Origin of the sequence: Streptomyces sp. NPDC047028 (assembly GCF_040644095.1) — a bacterium.
GTDB lineage: Bacteria > Actinomycetota > Actinomycetes > Streptomycetales > Streptomycetaceae > Streptomyces.
On sequence record NZ_JBEYVS010000032.1, the window covers coordinates 16,315 to 33,119 of the forward strand.

Annotated in this window: 16 protein-coding genes; 10 read left to right on the forward strand and 6 right to left on the reverse strand. The window is 72.0% G+C overall.

From position 1 onward, the window contains the following. Positions 1–15: 15 nt before the first annotated feature. Positions 16–1,134 carry an ATP-grasp domain-containing protein gene (locus ABZ854_RS25995; protein ID WP_361214945.1) on the reverse strand — a complete coding sequence of 373 codons (1,119 nt, stop codon included), beginning with the start codon at positions 1,132–1,134 and terminating at the stop codon, positions 16–18. Between the two features lie 239 nt (positions 1,135–1,373). Between ABZ854_RS25995 and ABZ854_RS26000 the strand changes: the two genes are divergently transcribed. From ABZ854_RS26000 to ABZ854_RS26010, 3 genes are all read left to right on the forward strand, one after another. Further along, entirely contained in the window at positions 1,374–2,288 is a 915-nt protein-coding gene (locus tag ABZ854_RS26000) for a GNAT family N-acetyltransferase (RefSeq protein WP_361214947.1), read from the forward strand. A gap of 105 nt (positions 2,289–2,393) precedes the next feature. Then, on the forward strand, positions 2,394–3,299 hold the full coding sequence (locus tag ABZ854_RS26005) for a metallophosphoesterase (protein WP_361215081.1): 906 nt from the start codon (positions 2,394–2,396) through the stop codon (positions 3,297–3,299). Beyond that, positions 3,247–3,927: a 4'-phosphopantetheinyl transferase superfamily protein gene (locus ABZ854_RS26010; protein WP_361214949.1), complete on the forward strand. Its 681-nt coding sequence runs from the start codon at positions 3,247–3,249 to the stop codon at positions 3,925–3,927. The genes ABZ854_RS26005 and ABZ854_RS26010 overlap by 53 nt, the downstream gene beginning before the upstream one ends. 63 nt (positions 3,928–3,990) lie before the next feature. Here ABZ854_RS26010 and ABZ854_RS26015 read toward each other — a convergent pair whose 3' ends face one another. From ABZ854_RS26015 to ABZ854_RS26025, 3 genes are all read right to left on the reverse strand, one after another. Then, complete coding sequence (locus ABZ854_RS26015) at positions 3,991–4,218, reverse strand: hypothetical protein (protein WP_361214951.1); 228 nt, start codon at positions 4,216–4,218, stop codon at positions 3,991–3,993. Positions 4,219–4,395: 177 nt separating this feature from the next. Next, complete coding sequence (locus ABZ854_RS26020) at positions 4,396–4,935, reverse strand: toxin-antitoxin system, toxin component (protein WP_129311658.1); 540 nt, start codon at positions 4,933–4,935, stop codon at positions 4,396–4,398. Positions 4,936–4,967: 32 nt separating this feature from the next. Then, positions 4,968–5,624 carry a helix-turn-helix transcriptional regulator gene (locus ABZ854_RS26025; RefSeq protein WP_361214953.1) on the reverse strand — a complete coding sequence of 219 codons (657 nt, stop codon included), beginning with the start codon at positions 5,622–5,624 and terminating at the stop codon, positions 4,968–4,970. Between the two features lie 245 nt (positions 5,625–5,869). Between ABZ854_RS26025 and ABZ854_RS26030 the strand changes: the two genes are divergently transcribed. The 7 genes from ABZ854_RS26030 to ABZ854_RS26060 all read left to right on the forward strand — a co-directional run bounded on the left by ABZ854_RS26030 (position 5,870) and on the right by ABZ854_RS26060 (position 14,870). After that, the gene (locus ABZ854_RS26030) at positions 5,870–6,541 is read left to right on the forward strand and encodes a hypothetical protein (RefSeq protein WP_361214955.1); all 672 of its coding nucleotides are present in this window, start codon (positions 5,870–5,872) and stop codon (positions 6,539–6,541) included. Positions 6,542–6,677: 136 nt separating this feature from the next. Continuing rightward, positions 6,678–7,676, forward strand: a complete 999-nt coding sequence (locus ABZ854_RS26035) for a LacI family DNA-binding transcriptional regulator (protein ID WP_361214956.1) — start codon at positions 6,678–6,680, stop codon at positions 7,674–7,676. Positions 7,677–7,795: 119 nt separating this feature from the next. Continuing rightward, positions 7,796–9,148: an extracellular solute-binding protein gene (locus ABZ854_RS26040; protein ID WP_361214958.1), complete on the forward strand. Its 1,353-nt coding sequence runs from the start codon at positions 7,796–7,798 to the stop codon at positions 9,146–9,148. Positions 9,149–9,153: 5 nt separating this feature from the next. Next, entirely contained in the window at positions 9,154–10,107 is a 954-nt protein-coding gene (locus ABZ854_RS26045; protein ID WP_361214960.1) for a sugar ABC transporter permease, read from the forward strand. After that, complete coding sequence (locus tag ABZ854_RS26050) at positions 10,104–10,979, forward strand: carbohydrate ABC transporter permease (protein WP_361214962.1); 876 nt, start codon at positions 10,104–10,106, stop codon at positions 10,977–10,979. Before ABZ854_RS26045 ends, ABZ854_RS26050 begins: the two co-directional genes overlap by 4 nt. Before the next feature lie 35 nt (positions 10,980–11,014). Continuing rightward, positions 11,015–12,628 carry a glycoside hydrolase family 13 protein gene (locus tag ABZ854_RS26055; RefSeq protein WP_361214964.1) on the forward strand — a complete coding sequence of 538 codons (1,614 nt, stop codon included), beginning with the start codon at positions 11,015–11,017 and terminating at the stop codon, positions 12,626–12,628. Between the two features lie 64 nt (positions 12,629–12,692). Continuing rightward, on the forward strand, positions 12,693–14,870 hold the full coding sequence (locus tag ABZ854_RS26060; protein WP_361214966.1) for a discoidin domain-containing protein: 2,178 nt from the start codon (positions 12,693–12,695) through the stop codon (positions 14,868–14,870). Between the two features lie 65 nt (positions 14,871–14,935). On the opposite strand, the gene ABZ854_RS26065 is transcribed toward ABZ854_RS26060, so the two are convergent. Further along, complete coding sequence (locus ABZ854_RS26065) at positions 14,936–16,099, reverse strand: NlpC/P60 family protein (RefSeq protein WP_361214968.1); 1,164 nt, start codon at positions 16,097–16,099, stop codon at positions 14,936–14,938. A gap of 144 nt (positions 16,100–16,243) precedes the next feature. Further along, positions 16,244–16,780: an RNA polymerase sigma factor gene (locus tag ABZ854_RS26070; RefSeq protein WP_361214970.1), complete on the reverse strand. Its 537-nt coding sequence runs from the start codon at positions 16,778–16,780 to the stop codon at positions 16,244–16,246. Between the last annotated feature and the right edge of the window lie 25 nt (positions 16,781–16,805).

Sequence of the window (16,805 nt, forward strand, 5' to 3'; positions counted from 1 at the left end):
CAGCCTGGAGGGAGCCTAGAGGGGCAGCGCCCGCGCCGGGCTGCTGCCGCTCTGCCGGCCGGCGGGCGCGGGCAGCGACGGGAGCGACTCGCCCCGCTGCTGCGGCAGTGACACCGCGCGCAGTGGCCGGGGCCCGGACACCACCGTGTAGTCGGGCCCGAGGAAGGGTGGTTCGACCACGCCCACTTCCTCGCCCAGGGCCAGCCGGACCGCCGTCCAGGGCGCGTTCACCCCGCACAACGACAGCTGGTGCAGCCCACCGGCGGGCCGCGTGTTGACGTCGAGCAGGACGGGACGGTCGCCGTACATCCGGAACTGGATGTTGGACAGGTGGTGCAGGCCGAAACCCTCCGCGATTCGGCGGGCCGGTCCCAGCCACTGCTCGTGCAGCGTGAAGCCCCGGCGGCGGCCGTTCTTGGTCCGCCCCACCGCCAGCCGGACCCGGTCGTCCGGTCCGGTCAGACAGTCCACGGATACCTCCGGCTGCCCCAGCCGCGGCATCACCAGCCAGTCCACGGCCTCGCCCGACCCCAGCAACGCCTCGACGACGGCGTCCAGGTGCACCTGCGGACCGGGGAAACCGCCGAGGTACGCGAGGGAGAAGGGGGCCCGGGTGAGCACGCGGAAGCCGACACCGCCCGCCCCGGCGGCCGGCTTGAAGCAGGCCGTGTCCCCGGCCGCCTCCAACTCCTCCACGGCGGCGACGAGTTCACCGGCCGAGCGGACCCGCCACCACGGCGGCACGGGGACACCGGCCGAGGCGACCGCCTCGTACGCGGTCACCTTGTCCTCGAACACGGCCACCGCCCGTGCCGTCGGCGCCAGCAGAGCCGTGCCGGCGGCCTCGAACTCGGCGCGGTGCGCGACGATCGCCGCCTGGTGCAGCCGCGGCACGAACACGTCGATCCCGCGCCGCGCGCACTGGTCGAGGGCGTACTCGACGTACCCGGCCGCGGACAGGCCCTCCGGCTCCAGGTCGGCGGTGTCGGCGGCGGCCAGCACGGGGGAGTCCGCGTCACCGTGCGTCGCGTGGACCTCGACCGCGTGGCCGGCGGGATTACCCCGCAGCTGATCGATGAAGAACACGTTCTCCGCGTACGTACGATTGAGCCAGACGCGTACGCGAGAGATCATGCAGGCCGCCTTTCGCGGTGTGCGGGCAGGGCTGAGCGGCCCGGGCCCAGGCAGGAGAGAGGAAGGGACACCGAACCCGCCCTGCGGCGAAGGGAGTCGGGGCGGTGGTGTCGGGGGCGATCATACGGCTTCGCCCGGCCCGCGCGTACACCGCGGACACCACGAAATCCCGCCTCCCCGGCCCCGCCCGCCCCCGTTTCACCCGTTCGGCCCCGCACCGCCGGGACTAGTGTGATCAGGTGACAGACATCAGCGTCCTCACCGACCCCGCGCGCTGGCAGCACGGCTTCGAACGCCGGTTGCGCGCCTCGTACACCCGCAGCGGCCTCGACCCGGCGGCGGTCGACCGTATGCTGTCGACCGCGCGTGACCGCGCCGCCGGCTGGACCGTCGCCGAGATCACCGAAGCCGGGACCCGCGTCGGGCACGTGGCCGTGTCCGTGTCCGACGACGACGGCGCGCCCGAGGGCCGGATCGGCGACCTCCACATCGACGCGCCCCACTCCGGCCGCGGCCACGAACGGGCCGCCAGGGACTGGGCCGAGGACTGGTGCGCCCGGCGCGGCGCCCGCAAGCTGCACATACGGCTCACCGAACCCGCGGGCACCCTCTTCGACGACTACGGCGTGCGCGGCCAGGTCAGGGCGCGGCCCCTCGCGTCCCCGCCCGAACCGCTCGACGGCGTCACCGCACGGCCGATGACCCCCGCCGAGTATCCCGACTGGCTGGCCGCGGAGAAGACGTCGTACGCCGACGACATCGTCCGGTCCGGGGCCCGCAGCCGTGAGGAGGCCGTACGCAAGTCGGACCGGGACTTCGCGGAGCTCGTCCCGGACGGCCTGGCCACGCCCGACAACACCTTCCTGGTACTGGAAGCCGCGGGCGAGCCCATCGGCACCGGCTGGCTGCGCCACCGCCATCTCCCGGGCGTCACCTACGGCTACTCGCTCCACATCGAGGAGCGGTACCGGGGAAAGGGCTACGGCCGGGCCGCGATGGCGGCCGGCGAACGGGCGACGCTCGCGGCCGGCGACACGGCGCTGATGTTCACCGTGTGGGGCGGCAACGAGGTGGCGATGAACCTCTACACCAGCGCCGGTTACCGCGTCCTGGAGGAGAGCCGCTCCCTCGACCTGCCCCGCGCCCAGGTCTGACGCGCCGGGGCGCACGACCTGGCTCATGGGCCCCTTGTCCCCTCCCTCCGAATGTGTTCTCGTGGTGCGGACGGCATGATCGGGAGTGACCGGGAGGGGCACGGGGTGGAGTCGACGGCCGGGGCCGGACAGCTGCTGGCCATCAGCGACCTGCACATCTCCTATCCGGAGAACCGCGCCCTGGTCGAGCGGATGCGCCCCGGCACGGACGAGGACTGGCTCATCGTGGCCGGTGACATCGCCGAGACCGTCGCCGACATCCGCTGGACGCTCGCCACCCTCGCCGACCGCTTCCGCAAGGTCCTGTGGGCGCCCGGCAACCACGACCTGTGGACCCACCCCAAGGACCCGGTCACGCTGCGCGGCGTCGCCCGCTACGAGCATCTGGTCGCCCTCTGCCGGGAACTGGGCGTCACCACGCCCGAGGACCCCTACCCCGTATGGCGGGGCCCCGGCGGCCCGGCCGTCGTCGCCCCGCTGTTCCTGCTGTACGACTACTCGTTCCTGCCGGACGGCTGCGTCACCAAGGACGAGGGCCTGGCGTACGCGCACGGCACCGGCATCGTCTGCAACGACGAGTTCCTGCTGCACCCCGACCCCTACCCGAGCCGGGAGGACTGGTGCCGCGCCCGCGTCGCCGAGACCGGACGCAGGCTCGCCGAGCTGCCCGAGGACCTGCCGACGGTCCTCGCGGCCCACTATCCGCTGCACAGGCACCCGACGGACGTGCTCTGGCACCCCGAGTTCGCCATGTGGTGCGGCACGGACCTGACCGCCGACTGGCACCGCCGGTTCCGCGTCCGGACCATGGTCTACGGTCATCTGCACATCCCGCGGACCACCTGGCACGACGGCGTGCGCTTCGAAGAGGTCTCCGTGGGATACCCCCGCGAATGGCGAGGGCGCCCGGAAACCCCGGGACAGCCTCGCCGCATCCTGCCGATGGAGGTCGAACCCGGTGATCGAGGAGCTGCTCCCGCAGGCGGTCGTGGCCGTGGAGGCACACGCTGACAGCCCGCTGTGGGACGCCCCGCTGCACCCGGAGGAGGAGGCGGTCATGGTGCGCGCGGTGGCCAAGCGCCGCCGCGAGTACGCCGCCGTACGCGGCTGCGCCCGGCAGGCCATGGAGAAGCTCGGCGTGCCCGCGCAGCCCGTCGTCACCGGCGCGAGCGGCGCGCCGCGCTGGCCGGACGGCCTGATCGGCAGCATGACCCACAGCGACGGCTACGGTGCCGCCGCCCTGGCCCGCGCCGGCGACCTGGCCTCCCTCGGCATCGACGCCGAGCCGCACGAGCCCCTCCCGCAGGAGGTCGTCTCCTACGTCTTCCTGCCCACCGAGACCGAACGGCTGCGCCTGCTCGCCCGCCGCGCGCCCGAGGTGCACTGGGACCGCCTCCTGTTCAGCGCCAAGGAGTCCGTCTACAAGGCGTGGTTCCCCCTCACCGGCAACTGGCTGGACTTCTCCGAGGCCGACATCGACCTGCGCCCGGACCCCGGGGCCGCACCGCACGGCACACTGCGCGCCGAACTCCTCGTGCCCGGCCCCGTGCTGGGCGGCGTCCGCCGGCAGGCCTTCGACGGCCGCTGGGCGGTACGCGAGGGCGTGCTCACCACCGCCGTCGTCGTCCCGCACCCCTGATCCGCTCCGGGCCCACACCCGCTGTCACCTGCCCCAGCCACCGGCCCGCCGGGCCCGTCGGCGTCACACCGGTGGGCACCAGTCGCCGAGGAGCCGGAAGAACTCCTCCTCGTTGCCCGTCAGGCCCGCCCGGGCCAGGGCCTGTTCGGCCTCGGCGAGCACGGCGGGCGGCACCACCGCGGGGCCGGTGCCGCCCGGCGGGCCGTCGAAGGCGGCGCGCACGGTGTGGAGCAGCCGCAGATAGGCCTGTACGGCGGTGCGCTCACGGTCGGTCAGTACGGCGGTGGTCATCGGTCGGCTCTCCCCGATTCGGCGTCACGTCTGGCGCCCCCTGCGGCGCCGTGCGCCGCCTCGTACGGCGCACGGGTCCAGCTTGCCGCCCACCACTGACAACGCCGCCCCGCTCCGCGGCGCTTCGCCCGCTCGGCTGATCCGAAACGCTCCGACGGACCCCCGGGCTGCCGCCGCTCAGCCCTGCGGTCCCGGATAGCCCAGGGACAGCTCGATCCGGCCCGCGACACCGTCGCGCCGCCCTGGACCGCGCAGGGCCGAACCGGCCAGCCACGTACGGCACTTGCTGGCGAGGAGCAGCCCGAACGTCTCGGCGTCCCGCTCCTCGGCCTGGTCGAAGCGGGTGCGTGCGGCGACCCGGTGGACCGTGGCCTGGAGGGCGGCCCGGTCGGTGTCGTCGGTGAGCAGCCGGGTGGCCACGCCGGCGCCCTCGACCGGGTGACCGCAGTGGTCGGCCTGCATGTGCCACAGCTCGTGGCCCAGGATCACCAACTGGTGGTCGGGGGCGGTGCGTTCCTCGACGACCACCAGGTCGCGGTCGGCCATGTCCAGCCACAGCCCGCTGGCCGTGCCGGGCGGGAAGACGGCCGTACGGAAGACGACCGGGCGGCCGCGCCGGCGGCTCATCGCCTCGCACAGCGCCCGGTACAGCTCGTGCGGCGGAGCGGGCGCGGGGAGGGTCAGTCCCCCGACGAGCTCCGCGCACAGCCGGCGCATGTCCCTGCCGATGCCCACTGTCCTCCCCCGGTTCACGACTCGGGCCGCTTGACGCTCTCCAGGAGCATGTCGAGCCATTCCGCGACCTTGTCCCGGTGCTGGTCGGTGGGCAGCTGGGCGGCCCGCCAGGCGATCCCGCGCACCCCGTGGTCCTGCAGCAGCCGCTCCAGCGGATCCTGGGCGGCCTGCTCCGCCGCCCGCTCCCGGTCGGCGAGCTTGTGCAGCAGGTCCTGCTCGGTGCGCTGCAGCGCGCCCGCCAGCGCCTCGGGGTCCTCCGCCGTCAGGAAGCCGGCGTGCACCCGGAAGAACCGCTGCAGCGCGTCGCAGTGCTCCATCGTGGGCCGCCGGTCGCCGTTGATGAGGGCGCCCGCCTGCTGCCGGGACATGCCCGCACCGTCGGCGATCTCCTGCTGCGTGTACTTGCGGCCGCCCGGCTTCAGCCGGGTGCGGCGCAGCAGGTCCAGCCGCTGCAGGAAGCGCGCCTGCACGTCCGGCTCGCCCGCTGGCCGGCCGGCGAGCAGCGCCCGTACCACGGGCTCCGGCACGCCGCAGGCGACGCTGAGCCGCCCCACGTCGAAGACCTCGGCGTGCGGCACGCCGAGCCGGTCGGCGAGCGCGGTGACGCGGGCGACGACGGCCGGCAGCTGAGCGGTCGCCGCGGCGCCCGGATCCTCGTAGCCATCCGTCACCGACAGAACTCCTACGTCTCGTGTGGGCAAGGTCCCAGGTGAGGTCGTGACGTTCACCAACGGATGCCGTGAACTTCCCGGAGAGTATCCGGTGCTTCGAACTCACATCCAGGTCTCGCCACAACTGTGGCGAATTTCAGCCGTCAACAGGCATGAAATGCCACGATAGTTGACATGCGTCAGGACGGGCAGCAGGATCGCATCGCCGCGTGAACGGGCGCAGAGGCAAGAGGGGTGACCTCCCGATGGCACAACAGGCAGGAGGGCAGCGGCAGGCGCCGTGGCCCGTCCCCGCGAGCCGCGAGGCCCAGGAGTATCTCCAGGACTGCGCCGCGCTGGTGGAGGCCGTGTCCTTCCCGTCCATGGTCGTGGACCACCGCTGGGACGTCGTCGTGGCGAACGGCGCGTTCGAGACACTTTTCCGTGGCGTGCGCCCGCACGCGACGGCCATGCCGGACGCCAACTTCCTCCGGTTCGTCCTGTTCCATCCGGACGCGGCCGCGGTCCTCGGTGAGCACGAGCCCGGGTGGTGCCTGCCGATGCTGGCCCGCCTGAAGGCGGCCCTGGAGCTGTACGGCCACGATCACGAACTCCAGGCGATCCGGCGCGAGGTCGGCCAGGACCCGATCATGGAGGCCGCCTACCGGCAGGGACTGCCGCACTGGATCCGCGCGGTAGGTGAGGCCGCGACGGAGCTCGACGGCGCGGTCCGTCTGCTGTTCCACCCGGACCCCCGGCGGGGCGCCACCGAGTGCCGCATCGTCGACGAGACGCCCCGGACCCTCCGGGATCTGGGCTGCACTCGCCTGACCATGGTCCTGCGCGACCCCCGCCGCCCCGCGGCGGCGCCCCGCCGGCCGCGCCGCCCGCGCGCCGCGGCCGGGCACCTCGCCGTCGTTCCGGCACCGGAGAGCTGACCCGGCTCCGTCGGCGTTCAGGTCGCCGACGGGGCCGGGCCCGCCGCGGGAAGGCCGCCCGCCATCCCCCAGGCTCTGCCGATTCCCGTGCACCTTTACGCAAACTGCTTGCGTAACTTGCGCTACTCTTGCGCCCATGACGCGACGACTTGCGGAAGTGGCGAAGAAGGTCGGGGTCAGCGAGGCCACGGTCAGCCGGGTGCTCAACGGCAAGCCGGGTGTCTCCGAGTCCACCCGGCAGGCAGTGCTCAGCGCCCTCGACGTGCTCGGCTACGAGCGCCCCACCCAGCTGCGCGGCGAACGCGCCCGGCTGGTCGGCCTGGTCCTGCCCGAACTGCAGAACCCCATCTTCCCCGCGTTCGCCGAGGTCATCGGCGGCGCGCTGGCCCAGCTCGGCCTCACCCCGGTGCTGTGCACGCAGACCAAGGGCGGCGTCTCGGAGGCCGACTACGTCGAGCTGCTGCTCCAGCAGCAGGTCTCCGGCGTCGTCTTCGCCGGCGGCCTGTACGCCCAGGCCGACGCGCCCCACGACCACTACCGGCTGCTCGCCGACCGCAACATCCCGGTCGTCCTCGTCAACGCGGCCATCGAACACCTCGGCTTCCCGGCCGTGTCCTGCGACGACGCGGTCGCCGTCGAGCAGGCCTGGCGGCACCTGGCCTCCCTCGGCCACGAACGGATCGGCCTGGTCCTCGGCCCCGAGGACCACGTGCCCTCGGCCCGCAAACTGGCCGCCGCGCGGGCCATCGCGCCGGGCCTGCCCGAGGAGTTCGTCGCCCGCGCCATCTTCTCCCTGGAGGGCGGCCACGCGGCCGCCGCCCGGCTCATCGACCGCGGCGTCACCGGCCTCATCTGCGCCAGCGACCCCCTCGCCCTCGGCGCCGTCCGGGCCGCCCGCCGGGGCGGCCACGACGTCCCCGGGCGCGTCTCCGTGGTCGGCTACGACGACTCGGCGTTCATGAACTGCACCGAGCCGCCGCTCACCACCGTCCGCCAGCCCATCGAGGCCATGGGGCGCGCGGCCGTGGAGCTGCTGAACGCCCGGATCGGCGGCACCGCCGTACCCGCCGAGGAGCTGCTGTTCGAGCCCGAACTGGTGGTGCGCGGATCCACCGCGCAAGCCCCGCGCGGCTGAGATCCAGCAGATCCAATCGTCTGTCAAATAATTACAGATTCTGCGCGATATCTTGCGGAGTGGTGTCGTGGGTGCTTGAGTGTGCGTCGCCCACCGCTCCTGCCTTGAGGGGTCCACCGATGACAAGCACCGGGTTCCGTCGTACCGTCGCCGCGATCGGCGTCTGTTCCAGCCTCGTCCTCGCCGCGTCCGCCTGCGGCTCGGACGACGACAGTGCGGCGGGCGGCAAGACCCGCATCACCGTGAACTGCGAGCCACCCAAGAGCGCCAAGACCGACCGGAGATTCTTCGAGCAGGACGTCGCCTCCTTCGAGAAGCAGCATCCGGACATCGACGTCGTCGCCCACGACGCCTTCCCCTGCCAGGACCCGAAGACCTTCGACGCCAAGCTCGCCGGCGGCCAGATGGAGGACGTGTTCTACACGTACTTCACCGACGCCCGGCACGTCGTCGACATCCACCAGGCCGCCGACCTCACCCCGTACCTGAAGGACCTAAAGAGCTACGGCACCCTCCAGAAGCAGCTCCGGGACATCTACACCGTGGACGGAAAGGTCTACGGCATACCGCGTACCGGATACAGCATGGGGCTGATCTACAACCGCGCGCTGTTCAAGAAGGCCGGCCTCGACCCCGACAAGCCCCCCGCCACCTGGGAGGAGGTCCGCGCCGACGCCAAGCGGATCGCCGCGCTCGGTGACGGCACCGTCGGATACGCCGACTACAGCGCCCAGAACCAGGGCGGCTGGCACTTCACCGCCGAGCTGTACTCGCAGGGCGGGGACGTCGTCGGCGCCGACGGCGAGAAGGCCACCATCGACACCCCCGAGGGCCACGCCGTCCTGCAGAACCTGCACGACATGCGCTGGATTGACGACTCCATGGGCAGCAAGCAGCTCCTCGTCATCAACGACGTGCAGCAGATGATGGGGTCCGGCAAGCTCGGCATGTACCTCTCCGCCCCCGACAACATCCCCATCCTCGTCAAGGAGAAGGGCGGCAACTACAAGGACCTCGCCCTCGCCCCGATGCCCGGCGGCAAGGGCACCCTCATCGGCGGCGACGGCTACATGTTCAACAAGCACGACACCCCCGCCCAGATCCGGGCCGGCCTGAAGTGGCTGGACCACATGTTCCTCACCCCCGGCAAGGGCTTCCTCGGCGACTACGCCCGCGCCAAGAAGAACGACGCACCCGTCGGCCTGCCCGAACCCCGCCTGTTCACCGGCGCCGCCGACGCCAAGGACCAGCAGGCCAAGAAGGCCAACGCCAACGTCCCCGTGGAGAACTATCAGGCCTTCCTCGACGGCAACCAGCAGCTCCGGATGAAGATCGAGCCGCCCAACGCCCAGCAGATCTACTCCGTCCTCGACGGCACCGTCTCCGCCGTCCTCACCAAGAAGGACGCCGACATCGACCAGCTGCTCAAGGACGCCTCCGGCAAGATCGACAGCATTCTGGCCCGGAGCTGACCACCATGACCAAGACGGCCACGCGGCGGCCCGTCCAGCGGGCCGCCGCCCACCCGGCCGCGGCGCCGCCCCCACGAGGGGGCCGGGGGCGGCGCCGCCTCCTCGACCAGCTGCGTGCCTACGGCTTCCTCCTCGGCGGCCTGATCTGCTTCGCCCTGTTCTCCTGGTACCCCGCGATCCGCGCGGTCGTCATCGCCTTCCAGAAGTACACCCCGGGCGCGGACCCCCAGTGGGTCGGCACCGCCAACTTCACCCGCGTCTGGCACGACCCCGAGTTCTCCGCGGCCTGGCGCAACACCCTCACCTTCACCCTCCTCGCGCTGCTCCTCGGCTTCGCCGTGCCCTTCGTCCTCGCCCTCGTCCTCAACGAACTGCGCCACGCCAAGGCGTTCTTCCGGGTCGTGGTCTATCTGCCCGTCATGATCCCGCCCGTGGTCAGCGCCCTGCTGTGGAAGTGGTTCTACGACCCCGGCGCCGGCCTCGCCAACGAGACGCTGCGCTTCCTGCACCTGCCCACCTCGAACTGGTCCAACGGCACCGACACGGCGCTGATCTCCCTGGTGATCGTCGCCACCTGGGCCAACATGGGCGGCACCGTCCTGATCTACCTGGCCGCCCTGCAGTCCATCCCCGGCGAGCTGTACGAGGCCGCCGAACTGGACGGCGCGAACCTGCTCCAGCGCGTCCGGCACGTCACGGTCCCGCAGACCCGGTTCGTGATCCTGATGCTGATGCTCCTTCAGATCATCGCCACCATGCAGGTGTTCACCGAACCGTTCGTCATCACCGGCGGCGGGCCCGAGAACGCCACCGTCACGATCCTCTACCTCATCTACAAGTACGCCTTCCTCTACAACGACTTCGGCGGCGCCTGCGCGCTCAGCGTCATGCTGCTCGTGCTGCTCGGCGTCTTCTCCGCCGGCTACCTGCGGCTCACCCGCACCGAGGGGGACGCATGAGCACCCGCACCCTCATCTCGCCGGCCACCCTGGCCCGCCCGCGCGGCAAGGCCGTCTACTGGACCGTGTTCACCGCCGTCGTCCTGCTCTTCGCACTCGCCTTCCTCTTCCCCGTGTACTGGATGGTGACCGGCGCGATGAAGTCCCCGGACGAGGTCGCCCGGACCCCGCCCACCCTCGTCCCGCGGCACTGGCACCTCACCGGCTACACCGACGCCTGGGACCTGATGCAGCTCCCCGAGCACCTGTGGAACACGGTGGTGCAGGCGGCCGGCGCCTGGGCGTTCCAGCTCGTGTTCTGCACGGCCGCCGCCTACGCCCTGTCCAAGCTGAAGCCCGCCTTCGGGTCCGTGGTCCTCGGCGGCATCCTCGCCACCCTGATGGTGCCGGCGCAGGCTCTCGTCGTGCCCAAGTACCTGACGGTCGCCGACCTGCCGCTGATCCACACCAGTCTGCTCAACGACCCCCTCGGCATCTGGCTGCCGGCCGTCGCCAACGCCTTCAACCTCTACCTGCTCAAGCGGTTCTTCGACCAACTGCCCCGCGACGTCCTGGAGGCCGCCGAGATCGACGGCGCGGGGAAGCTCCGGGTGCTGTGGTCGGTGGTCCTGCCGATGTCCCGGCCCGTCCTCGGCGTGGTGTCGATCTTCGCCCTGGTCGCCGTGTGGCAGGACTTCCTGTGGCCGCTGATGGTCTTCTCCGACACGGGCAAGCAGCCGATCAGCGTGGCCCTCGTCCAGCTGTCGCAGAACATCCAGCTCACCGTGCTCATCGCCGCGATGGTGATCGCCAGCATCCCGATGGTGGCCCTGTTCCTCGTCTTCCAGCGCCACATCATCGCCGGGATCAGCGCGGGCAGCACCAAGGGCTGACGCCGCCGCCCGTCTCGTCAGAAAGGTCAAGCTCAGTGGGACAGCCCACCCCTGCCCGAAAAGACCGTGACTGGTGGCGGTCCGCCGTCATCTACCAGGTGTACGTCCGCAGCTTCGCGGACGGCGACGGCGACGGCACCGGAGACCTCGCCGGGGTCCGCGCCCGGCTGCCGTACCTCGCCGAACTCGGTGTGGACGCCCTGTGGTTCACCCCCTGGTACCTGTCGCCGCTGAAGGACGGCGGCTACGACGTCGCCGACTACCGTGCCATCGACCCGGCGTTCGGCACCCTCGCCGAGGCGGAGAAGCTCATCGCCGAGGCCCAGGAACTGGGCATCCGCACCATCGTCGACATCGTGCCCAACCACGTCTCCGACCAGCACCCCTGGTTCCGGGCGGCCCTCGCCGCCGGCCCCGGCAGCCCGGAGCGGGAACTGTTCCACTTCCGGCCCGGACGCGGGGAGAACGGCGAACTTCCGCCCAACGACTGGCCGTCGCAGTTCGCCGGCTCGACCGAACCGGTGTGGACGCGGCTGCCCGACGGCGACTGGTACCTGCACCTGTTCACCCCCGAACAGCCGGACCTCAACTGGGCCCACCCGGCCGTGCGGCAGGAGCACGAGGACATCCTGCGGTTCTGGTTCGAGCGGGGTGTCGCGGGCGTGCGCATCGACTCGGCGGCCCTGCTCGCCAAGGACCCGGCCCTCCCCGACCTAACCGGCCGGCCGGATCCACGCCCGCACCCGTTCGTCGACCGCGACGAACTGCACGACGTCTACCGCTCCTGGCGGCGCGTGGCCGACGACTACGACGGGGTCTTCGTCGGCGAGGTCTGGCTGCCCGACCCCGAGCGCTTCGCCCGCTACCTGCGCCCCGACGAACTGCACACGGCCTTCAACTTCTCCTTCCTGTCCTGCCCCTGGGACGCGGCACGGCTGCGCAGGGCCGTCGACACGACCCTCGCCGAACACGCCCCGGTGGGCGCCTCGGCCACCTGGGTGCTGTGCAACCACGACGTGACACGCACGGTCACGCGCTACGGCCGCGAGGACACCGCCTTCGACTTCACCACCAAGGCCTTCGGCACCCCGACGGACCTGGCGCTCGGCACCCGCCGGGCGCGGGCGGCGGCCCTGCTGTCGCTGGCGCTGCCCGGCGCGGTCTACCTGTACCAGGGGGAGGAGCTGGGGTTGCCGGAGGCGCCCATCCCGGTGGACCGCATACAGGATCCGATGTACTTCCGCTCGGCGGGCGCAGACCCGGGCCGGGACGGCTGCCGGGTGCCGCTGCCCTGGGCCGCCGGTCTGCCGTACGCGGGATTCGGGTCCCGCGCGGAGCCGTGGCTGCCGCAGCCCGCCGGCTGGACATCGTATGCGGTCGACCGTCAGCAGGACGACGCCGACTCCATGCTCACCCTCTACCGTCGGGCGATCGCCGCCCGCACCGTCTTCGGCGAGGCCCCCCTGACCTGGCTCCCGGCTGCCGACGGCGTCCTCGCCTTCTCCCGAGCGGAGGGCGCGCTGTGCGTGGTCAACCTCGCCGCCGCGCCGGCCGACCTGCCTCCGCACTCCCGGCTCCTGCTCACCAGCGGCCCGCTCGACGACGCGGGCCGGCTGCCGCAGGACACGGCGGCCTGGCTCGCCGCCTGAGCCGCCTGCGCACCCCGCTGTCCCACCCGTCCCACGCGCACCCCCACTACGAAGGGATCGGCACATGCACAGCACCACCGCCAGACATGTCAGGCGCATGCCAGCAATCGGGGCGGTCGTCGCCCTGGCCGCCGGCACGCTCGTCGCCCTGGCCCCCGCGGCGCACGCCGCCGCGGGGGCCACCCTCCCGTTCACCTCAGTCGAGGCCGAGTCGGCGGCCACCACCGGCACGAAGATCGGCCCCGACTACACGCAGGGCACCCTCGCCTCGGAGGCCTCCGGCCGGCAGGCCGTACGGCTGTCCGCCGGGCAGCGCGTGGAGTTCACCGTGCCGCGCGCCGCCAATGCGGTGAACCTCTCCTACAGCGTCCCCGACGGCCAGTCCGGTTCGCTGGACGTGTACGTCAACGGCACGAAGCTCGCCCGGACCCTCCCGGTCACCTCCAAGTACTCCTACATCGACACCAGCTGGATCCCGGGCGCCAAGACGCACCACTTCTTCGACGACTCCCGGCTGCTCCTCGGCCGGGACGTCCAGGCCGGTGACACGGTCACGTTCGTGGCCACCGGCACCCAGGTCACAGTGGACGTGGCCGACTTCGAACAGGTCGCCCCGGCCGCCACCCAGCCCGCCGGCTCGGTCTCCGTCGTCTCCAAGGGCGCCGACCCCAGCGGCAACGGCGACTCCACCCAGGCCTTCCGGGACGCCATCTCGGCGGCCCAGGGCGGCACCGTCTGGATCCCGCCCGGCGACTACCGCATCACCGCCTCCCTGAACGGCGTGCAGAACGTCACCCTCCAGGGCGCCGGCAGCTGGCACTCGGTCGTACACACCTCCCGGTTCATCGACCAGGCCGGCTCCTCCGGCCACGTCCACCTCCAGGACTTCGCCGTCATGGGCGAGGTCACCGAACGCGTCGACTCCAACCCCGACAACTTCGTCAACGGCTCCCTCGGCCCGGACTCCTCCGTCTCCGGCATGTGGATCCAGCACATGAAGTGCGGCATGTGGCTGATGGGCGACAACGACAACCTCGTCGTGGAGAACAGCCGTTTCCTCGACACCACCGCCGACGGCATCAACCTCAACGGCACCGCCAAGGGCGTCCGCGTCCGGAACAACTTCCTGCGCAACCAGGGCGACGACGCCCTCGCCATGTGGTCGCTGTACGCCCCCGACACCGACTCCAGCTTCGAGAACAACACCGTCACGCAGCCCAACCTGGCCAACGGCATCGCCATCTACGGCGGCACCGACATCACCGTCAAGAACAACCTGGTCTCCGACACCAACGCCCTCGGCAGCGGCATCGCGATCTCCAACCAGAAGTTCCTCGATCCCTTCCACCCGCTCGCCGGCACCATCACCGTCGACGGCAACACCCTCGTGCGCACCGGCGCCATGAACCCCAACTGGAACCACCCGATGGGCGCCCTGCGCGTCGACTCCTACGACAGCGCCATCGACGCCACCGTGAACATCACCGACACCACGATCACCGACAGCCCGTACAGCGCCTTCGAGTTCGTCTCCGGCGGCGGACGCGGCTACCCCGTCAGGAACGTCCATGTCACCGGCGCCACGGTGAAGAACACCGGAACGGTCGTCGTACAGGCCGAGGCACAGGGCGCCGCCATCTTCAAGGACGTCACCGCCACCCAGACCGGCTCCGCGGGCATCTACAACTGCCCCTACCCGGCGAACTCCGGGGCCTTCACCGTCACCGACGGCGGCGGCAACTCCGGCTGGTCGAGCACCTGGGCGGACTGCACCACGTGGCCGCAGCCCGGCCAGGGCAACCCCGAACCCGACCCCGGCCGCAACCTCGCCAAGGGCCGCCCCGCCACCGCGACCGGCACCCAGGACGTATACACCCCGGGCAAGGCGGTCGACGGCGACGCGAACAGCTACTGGGAGTCGACGAACCACGCCTTCCCGCAGTCCTGGACGGTCGACCTCGGCTCGTCGTACGAGGTCCGCCGGCTCGTGCTGAAGCTGCCCCCGTCCCCGGCCTGGGGCGCCCGCACGCAGACCATCACCGTCCTCGGCAGCACCGACGGCTCGGCGTACTCGACGGTGGTCGCCTCCCACGACTACCGCTTCGACCCGGCCACCGGCAACACCGCGACGGTGACCCTGCCCGACAGCGCCAACCTGCGCCACCTCCGGCTCACCGTCAGCGCCAACTCGGGCTGGCCGGCCGGACAGTTCAGTGAGGTCGAGGCGTACCTCGGCTCCTGACCCCACCTGCACCGTCCCTTCCCGGGGCCCCGCCGGACGCGGCGCGGGCCCCGGGTCGTGGCACGTCAGCAGGAGGGCACGCCCGCCAGCCAGGCGCCGCCCTTGATGTAGATGTTGGTCAGCCACGAGCCGTTGGTCAGCTTCGCCCAGGCGTCGTTGGTGTAGCCGTCGGCCGTCACCTCCTGGGCGTGCGCCTGGCAGACCACGTTGACCGTGGTCGGCTGGGCGAAGTAGTTCACCACCGAGGCGTTGACGTTCGGCTGGCTGTGCGTGCGCACCCCCGTGCCCCACGTCTGGAACGCCTTGCTGCCCCCGCTCGGCGGCGGCGCGCTGCTGCCGCCGCAGTCCGGCACGCCGGGCAACTGCGCCGGGCCCTTGATGTAGATGTTGGTCAGCCAGGAGCCGTCGGCCAGCTTGGCCCAGATGTCGTTGGTGTAACCCTCCGCGGTCACCGTCTCGGCGTGCTCCTGGCACTGCACGGAGACCTGCGTGGGACCGGAGAAGGTGTCCCGCACGGACGCGTGCACACTCGGCGAGGAGTGCGTGCGCACGCTCGTCCCCCAGGTCTCGAAGACCGTACCGCCATCGGCCGGCGGGGGAGTGGGACTGCCCTGCGGGTTCACCCGGATCGCGCCCGCGTAGTCCCCGCCCGTGCGCACCCCGGTGACCCGGATGTGCGTGCCGGACTCGTACGCCTCCACCATTTTGCCCGCGCCCAGGTACATGGCGACGTGGTGGATGTGGCCGCTGCCCCAGAACATGAGGTCGCCGGGCACCAGCGGACCGGTGCCCTGGCCGGCCGAGAAGCGGGCCGTGGCGTGGGAGCTGTGGAACTGGTCGTCGGCCGTGCCGTTCAGCAGGTCCTTGCCGGTGGCCCGGTAGTACGCGTAGCGCATCAGGCCCGAGCAGTCGAAGCCCTTGCGCTCGTTGTCGTGGAGGCTGTCCGGGTCGGAGCCGTCGTAGTAGCCGTAGGTCGCGCCGGGCGTGGCGCCGTGGCCGCCGCCCCAGCTGTACCAGACGCCGATCTGCGAACAGGCCGCGTCCACCGCGGCCTTCGCGGTCGCCGAGGCGCCCGGGGCGAGCGCCCCGCAGGCCGCGTCCTGGACGGCGGCGCCGACGTGCGGCGCCGTGACCGCGTGCGCGGCCGTGGGCAGGAAGGCGGCCAGGGCGGCCGCCAGCGTCGTCGCGAGTACCCGGCCGGCGGGGCGGCGGGTCGTACTGATCTGCACGGGAGACATCCTTCGTCGTCGACGGCCCGTCACCTCACGGCGCGGACCGGGGCGGTGGGGGGTCTGCGCACGACACCGGACCGCGCGGCCGCGATGCCGTCACCGGTGCCGCGCCCCACCCCCGTAGGGGCGCGGCACCGGAATCTACGACAGGAGCGCGGCCCGCATCTTGGCCAGCGCGCGCATCCTGTTGCGCTGCACCGTGCCGCGGTGCGCGCCGAGGCGCTCACCGGCCGAGTCGTGGCTCAGCCCCTCCAGGTCCACGAGGATCACGGCGGCCGCCTCCTTGGGGGAGAGCAGCCTCAGCAGCGCGAGGGTCGTGGCGCCGGCCTCGTACGAGCCGAGCCCGCCGTCCCAGCCCGCCTCCGGCAGCCGGTCCGTGGCCCGCTCCCGCCGGGAGGGGTGCAGCCAGGAGTCGCGCAGCAGATTGAGGGCGACGGCGCAGGTGTAGGCGTACGGGTGCCGCTGCCGGGTCAGCCCCTGGCCGCGGGCCCGCCGGGAGAGCCGCAGGTACGTCTCCTGCAACAGGTCGTCGGCGTCGTGCGGATCGCCGGTCAGCGCGAGCAGGCGGCTGCGCAGTCGCGGCATGTCGGCGGTGAAGGCCGCGTCGAACTGGTCCGGTCCGACGTGGTCGACGGTACGGGTAGCGGGGCCTGGGCAGGCGCCACCGCTCGGTTTCATGGAAATTCCCCCGGGTCGTTGTCCT

What these genes read in the sequence shown, in the direction of transcription:
- ABZ854_RS25995 (WP_361214945.1), bottom strand. Translation starts at nt 1,134, where the DNA reads ATGATCTCTCGCGTACGCGTCTGGCTCAATCGTACGTACGCGGAGAAC.
- ABZ854_RS26015 (WP_361214951.1), bottom strand. Translation starts at nt 4,218, where the DNA reads ATGACCACCGCCGTACTGACCGACCGTGAGCGCACCGCCGTACAGGCC.
- ABZ854_RS26020 (WP_129311658.1), bottom strand. Translation starts at nt 4,935, where the DNA reads ATGCGCCGGCTGTGCGCGGAGCTCGTCGGGGGACTGACCCTCCCCGCG.
- ABZ854_RS26030 (WP_361214955.1), top strand. Translation starts at nt 5,870, where the DNA reads ATGGCACAACAGGCAGGAGGGCAGCGGCAGGCGCCGTGGCCCGTCCCC.
- ABZ854_RS26035 (WP_361214956.1), top strand. Translation starts at nt 6,678, where the DNA reads ATGACGCGACGACTTGCGGAAGTGGCGAAGAAGGTCGGGGTCAGCGAG.
- ABZ854_RS26040 (WP_361214958.1), top strand. Translation starts at nt 7,796, where the DNA reads ATGACAAGCACCGGGTTCCGTCGTACCGTCGCCGCGATCGGCGTCTGT.
- ABZ854_RS26045 (WP_361214960.1), top strand. Translation starts at nt 9,154, where the DNA reads ATGACCAAGACGGCCACGCGGCGGCCCGTCCAGCGGGCCGCCGCCCAC.
- ABZ854_RS26050 (WP_361214962.1), top strand. Translation starts at nt 10,104, where the DNA reads ATGAGCACCCGCACCCTCATCTCGCCGGCCACCCTGGCCCGCCCGCGC.
- ABZ854_RS26060 (WP_361214966.1), top strand. Translation starts at nt 12,693, where the DNA reads ATGCACAGCACCACCGCCAGACATGTCAGGCGCATGCCAGCAATCGGG.
- ABZ854_RS26070 (WP_361214970.1), bottom strand. Translation starts at nt 16,780, where the DNA reads ATGAAACCGAGCGGTGGCGCCTGCCCAGGCCCCGCTACCCGTACCGTC.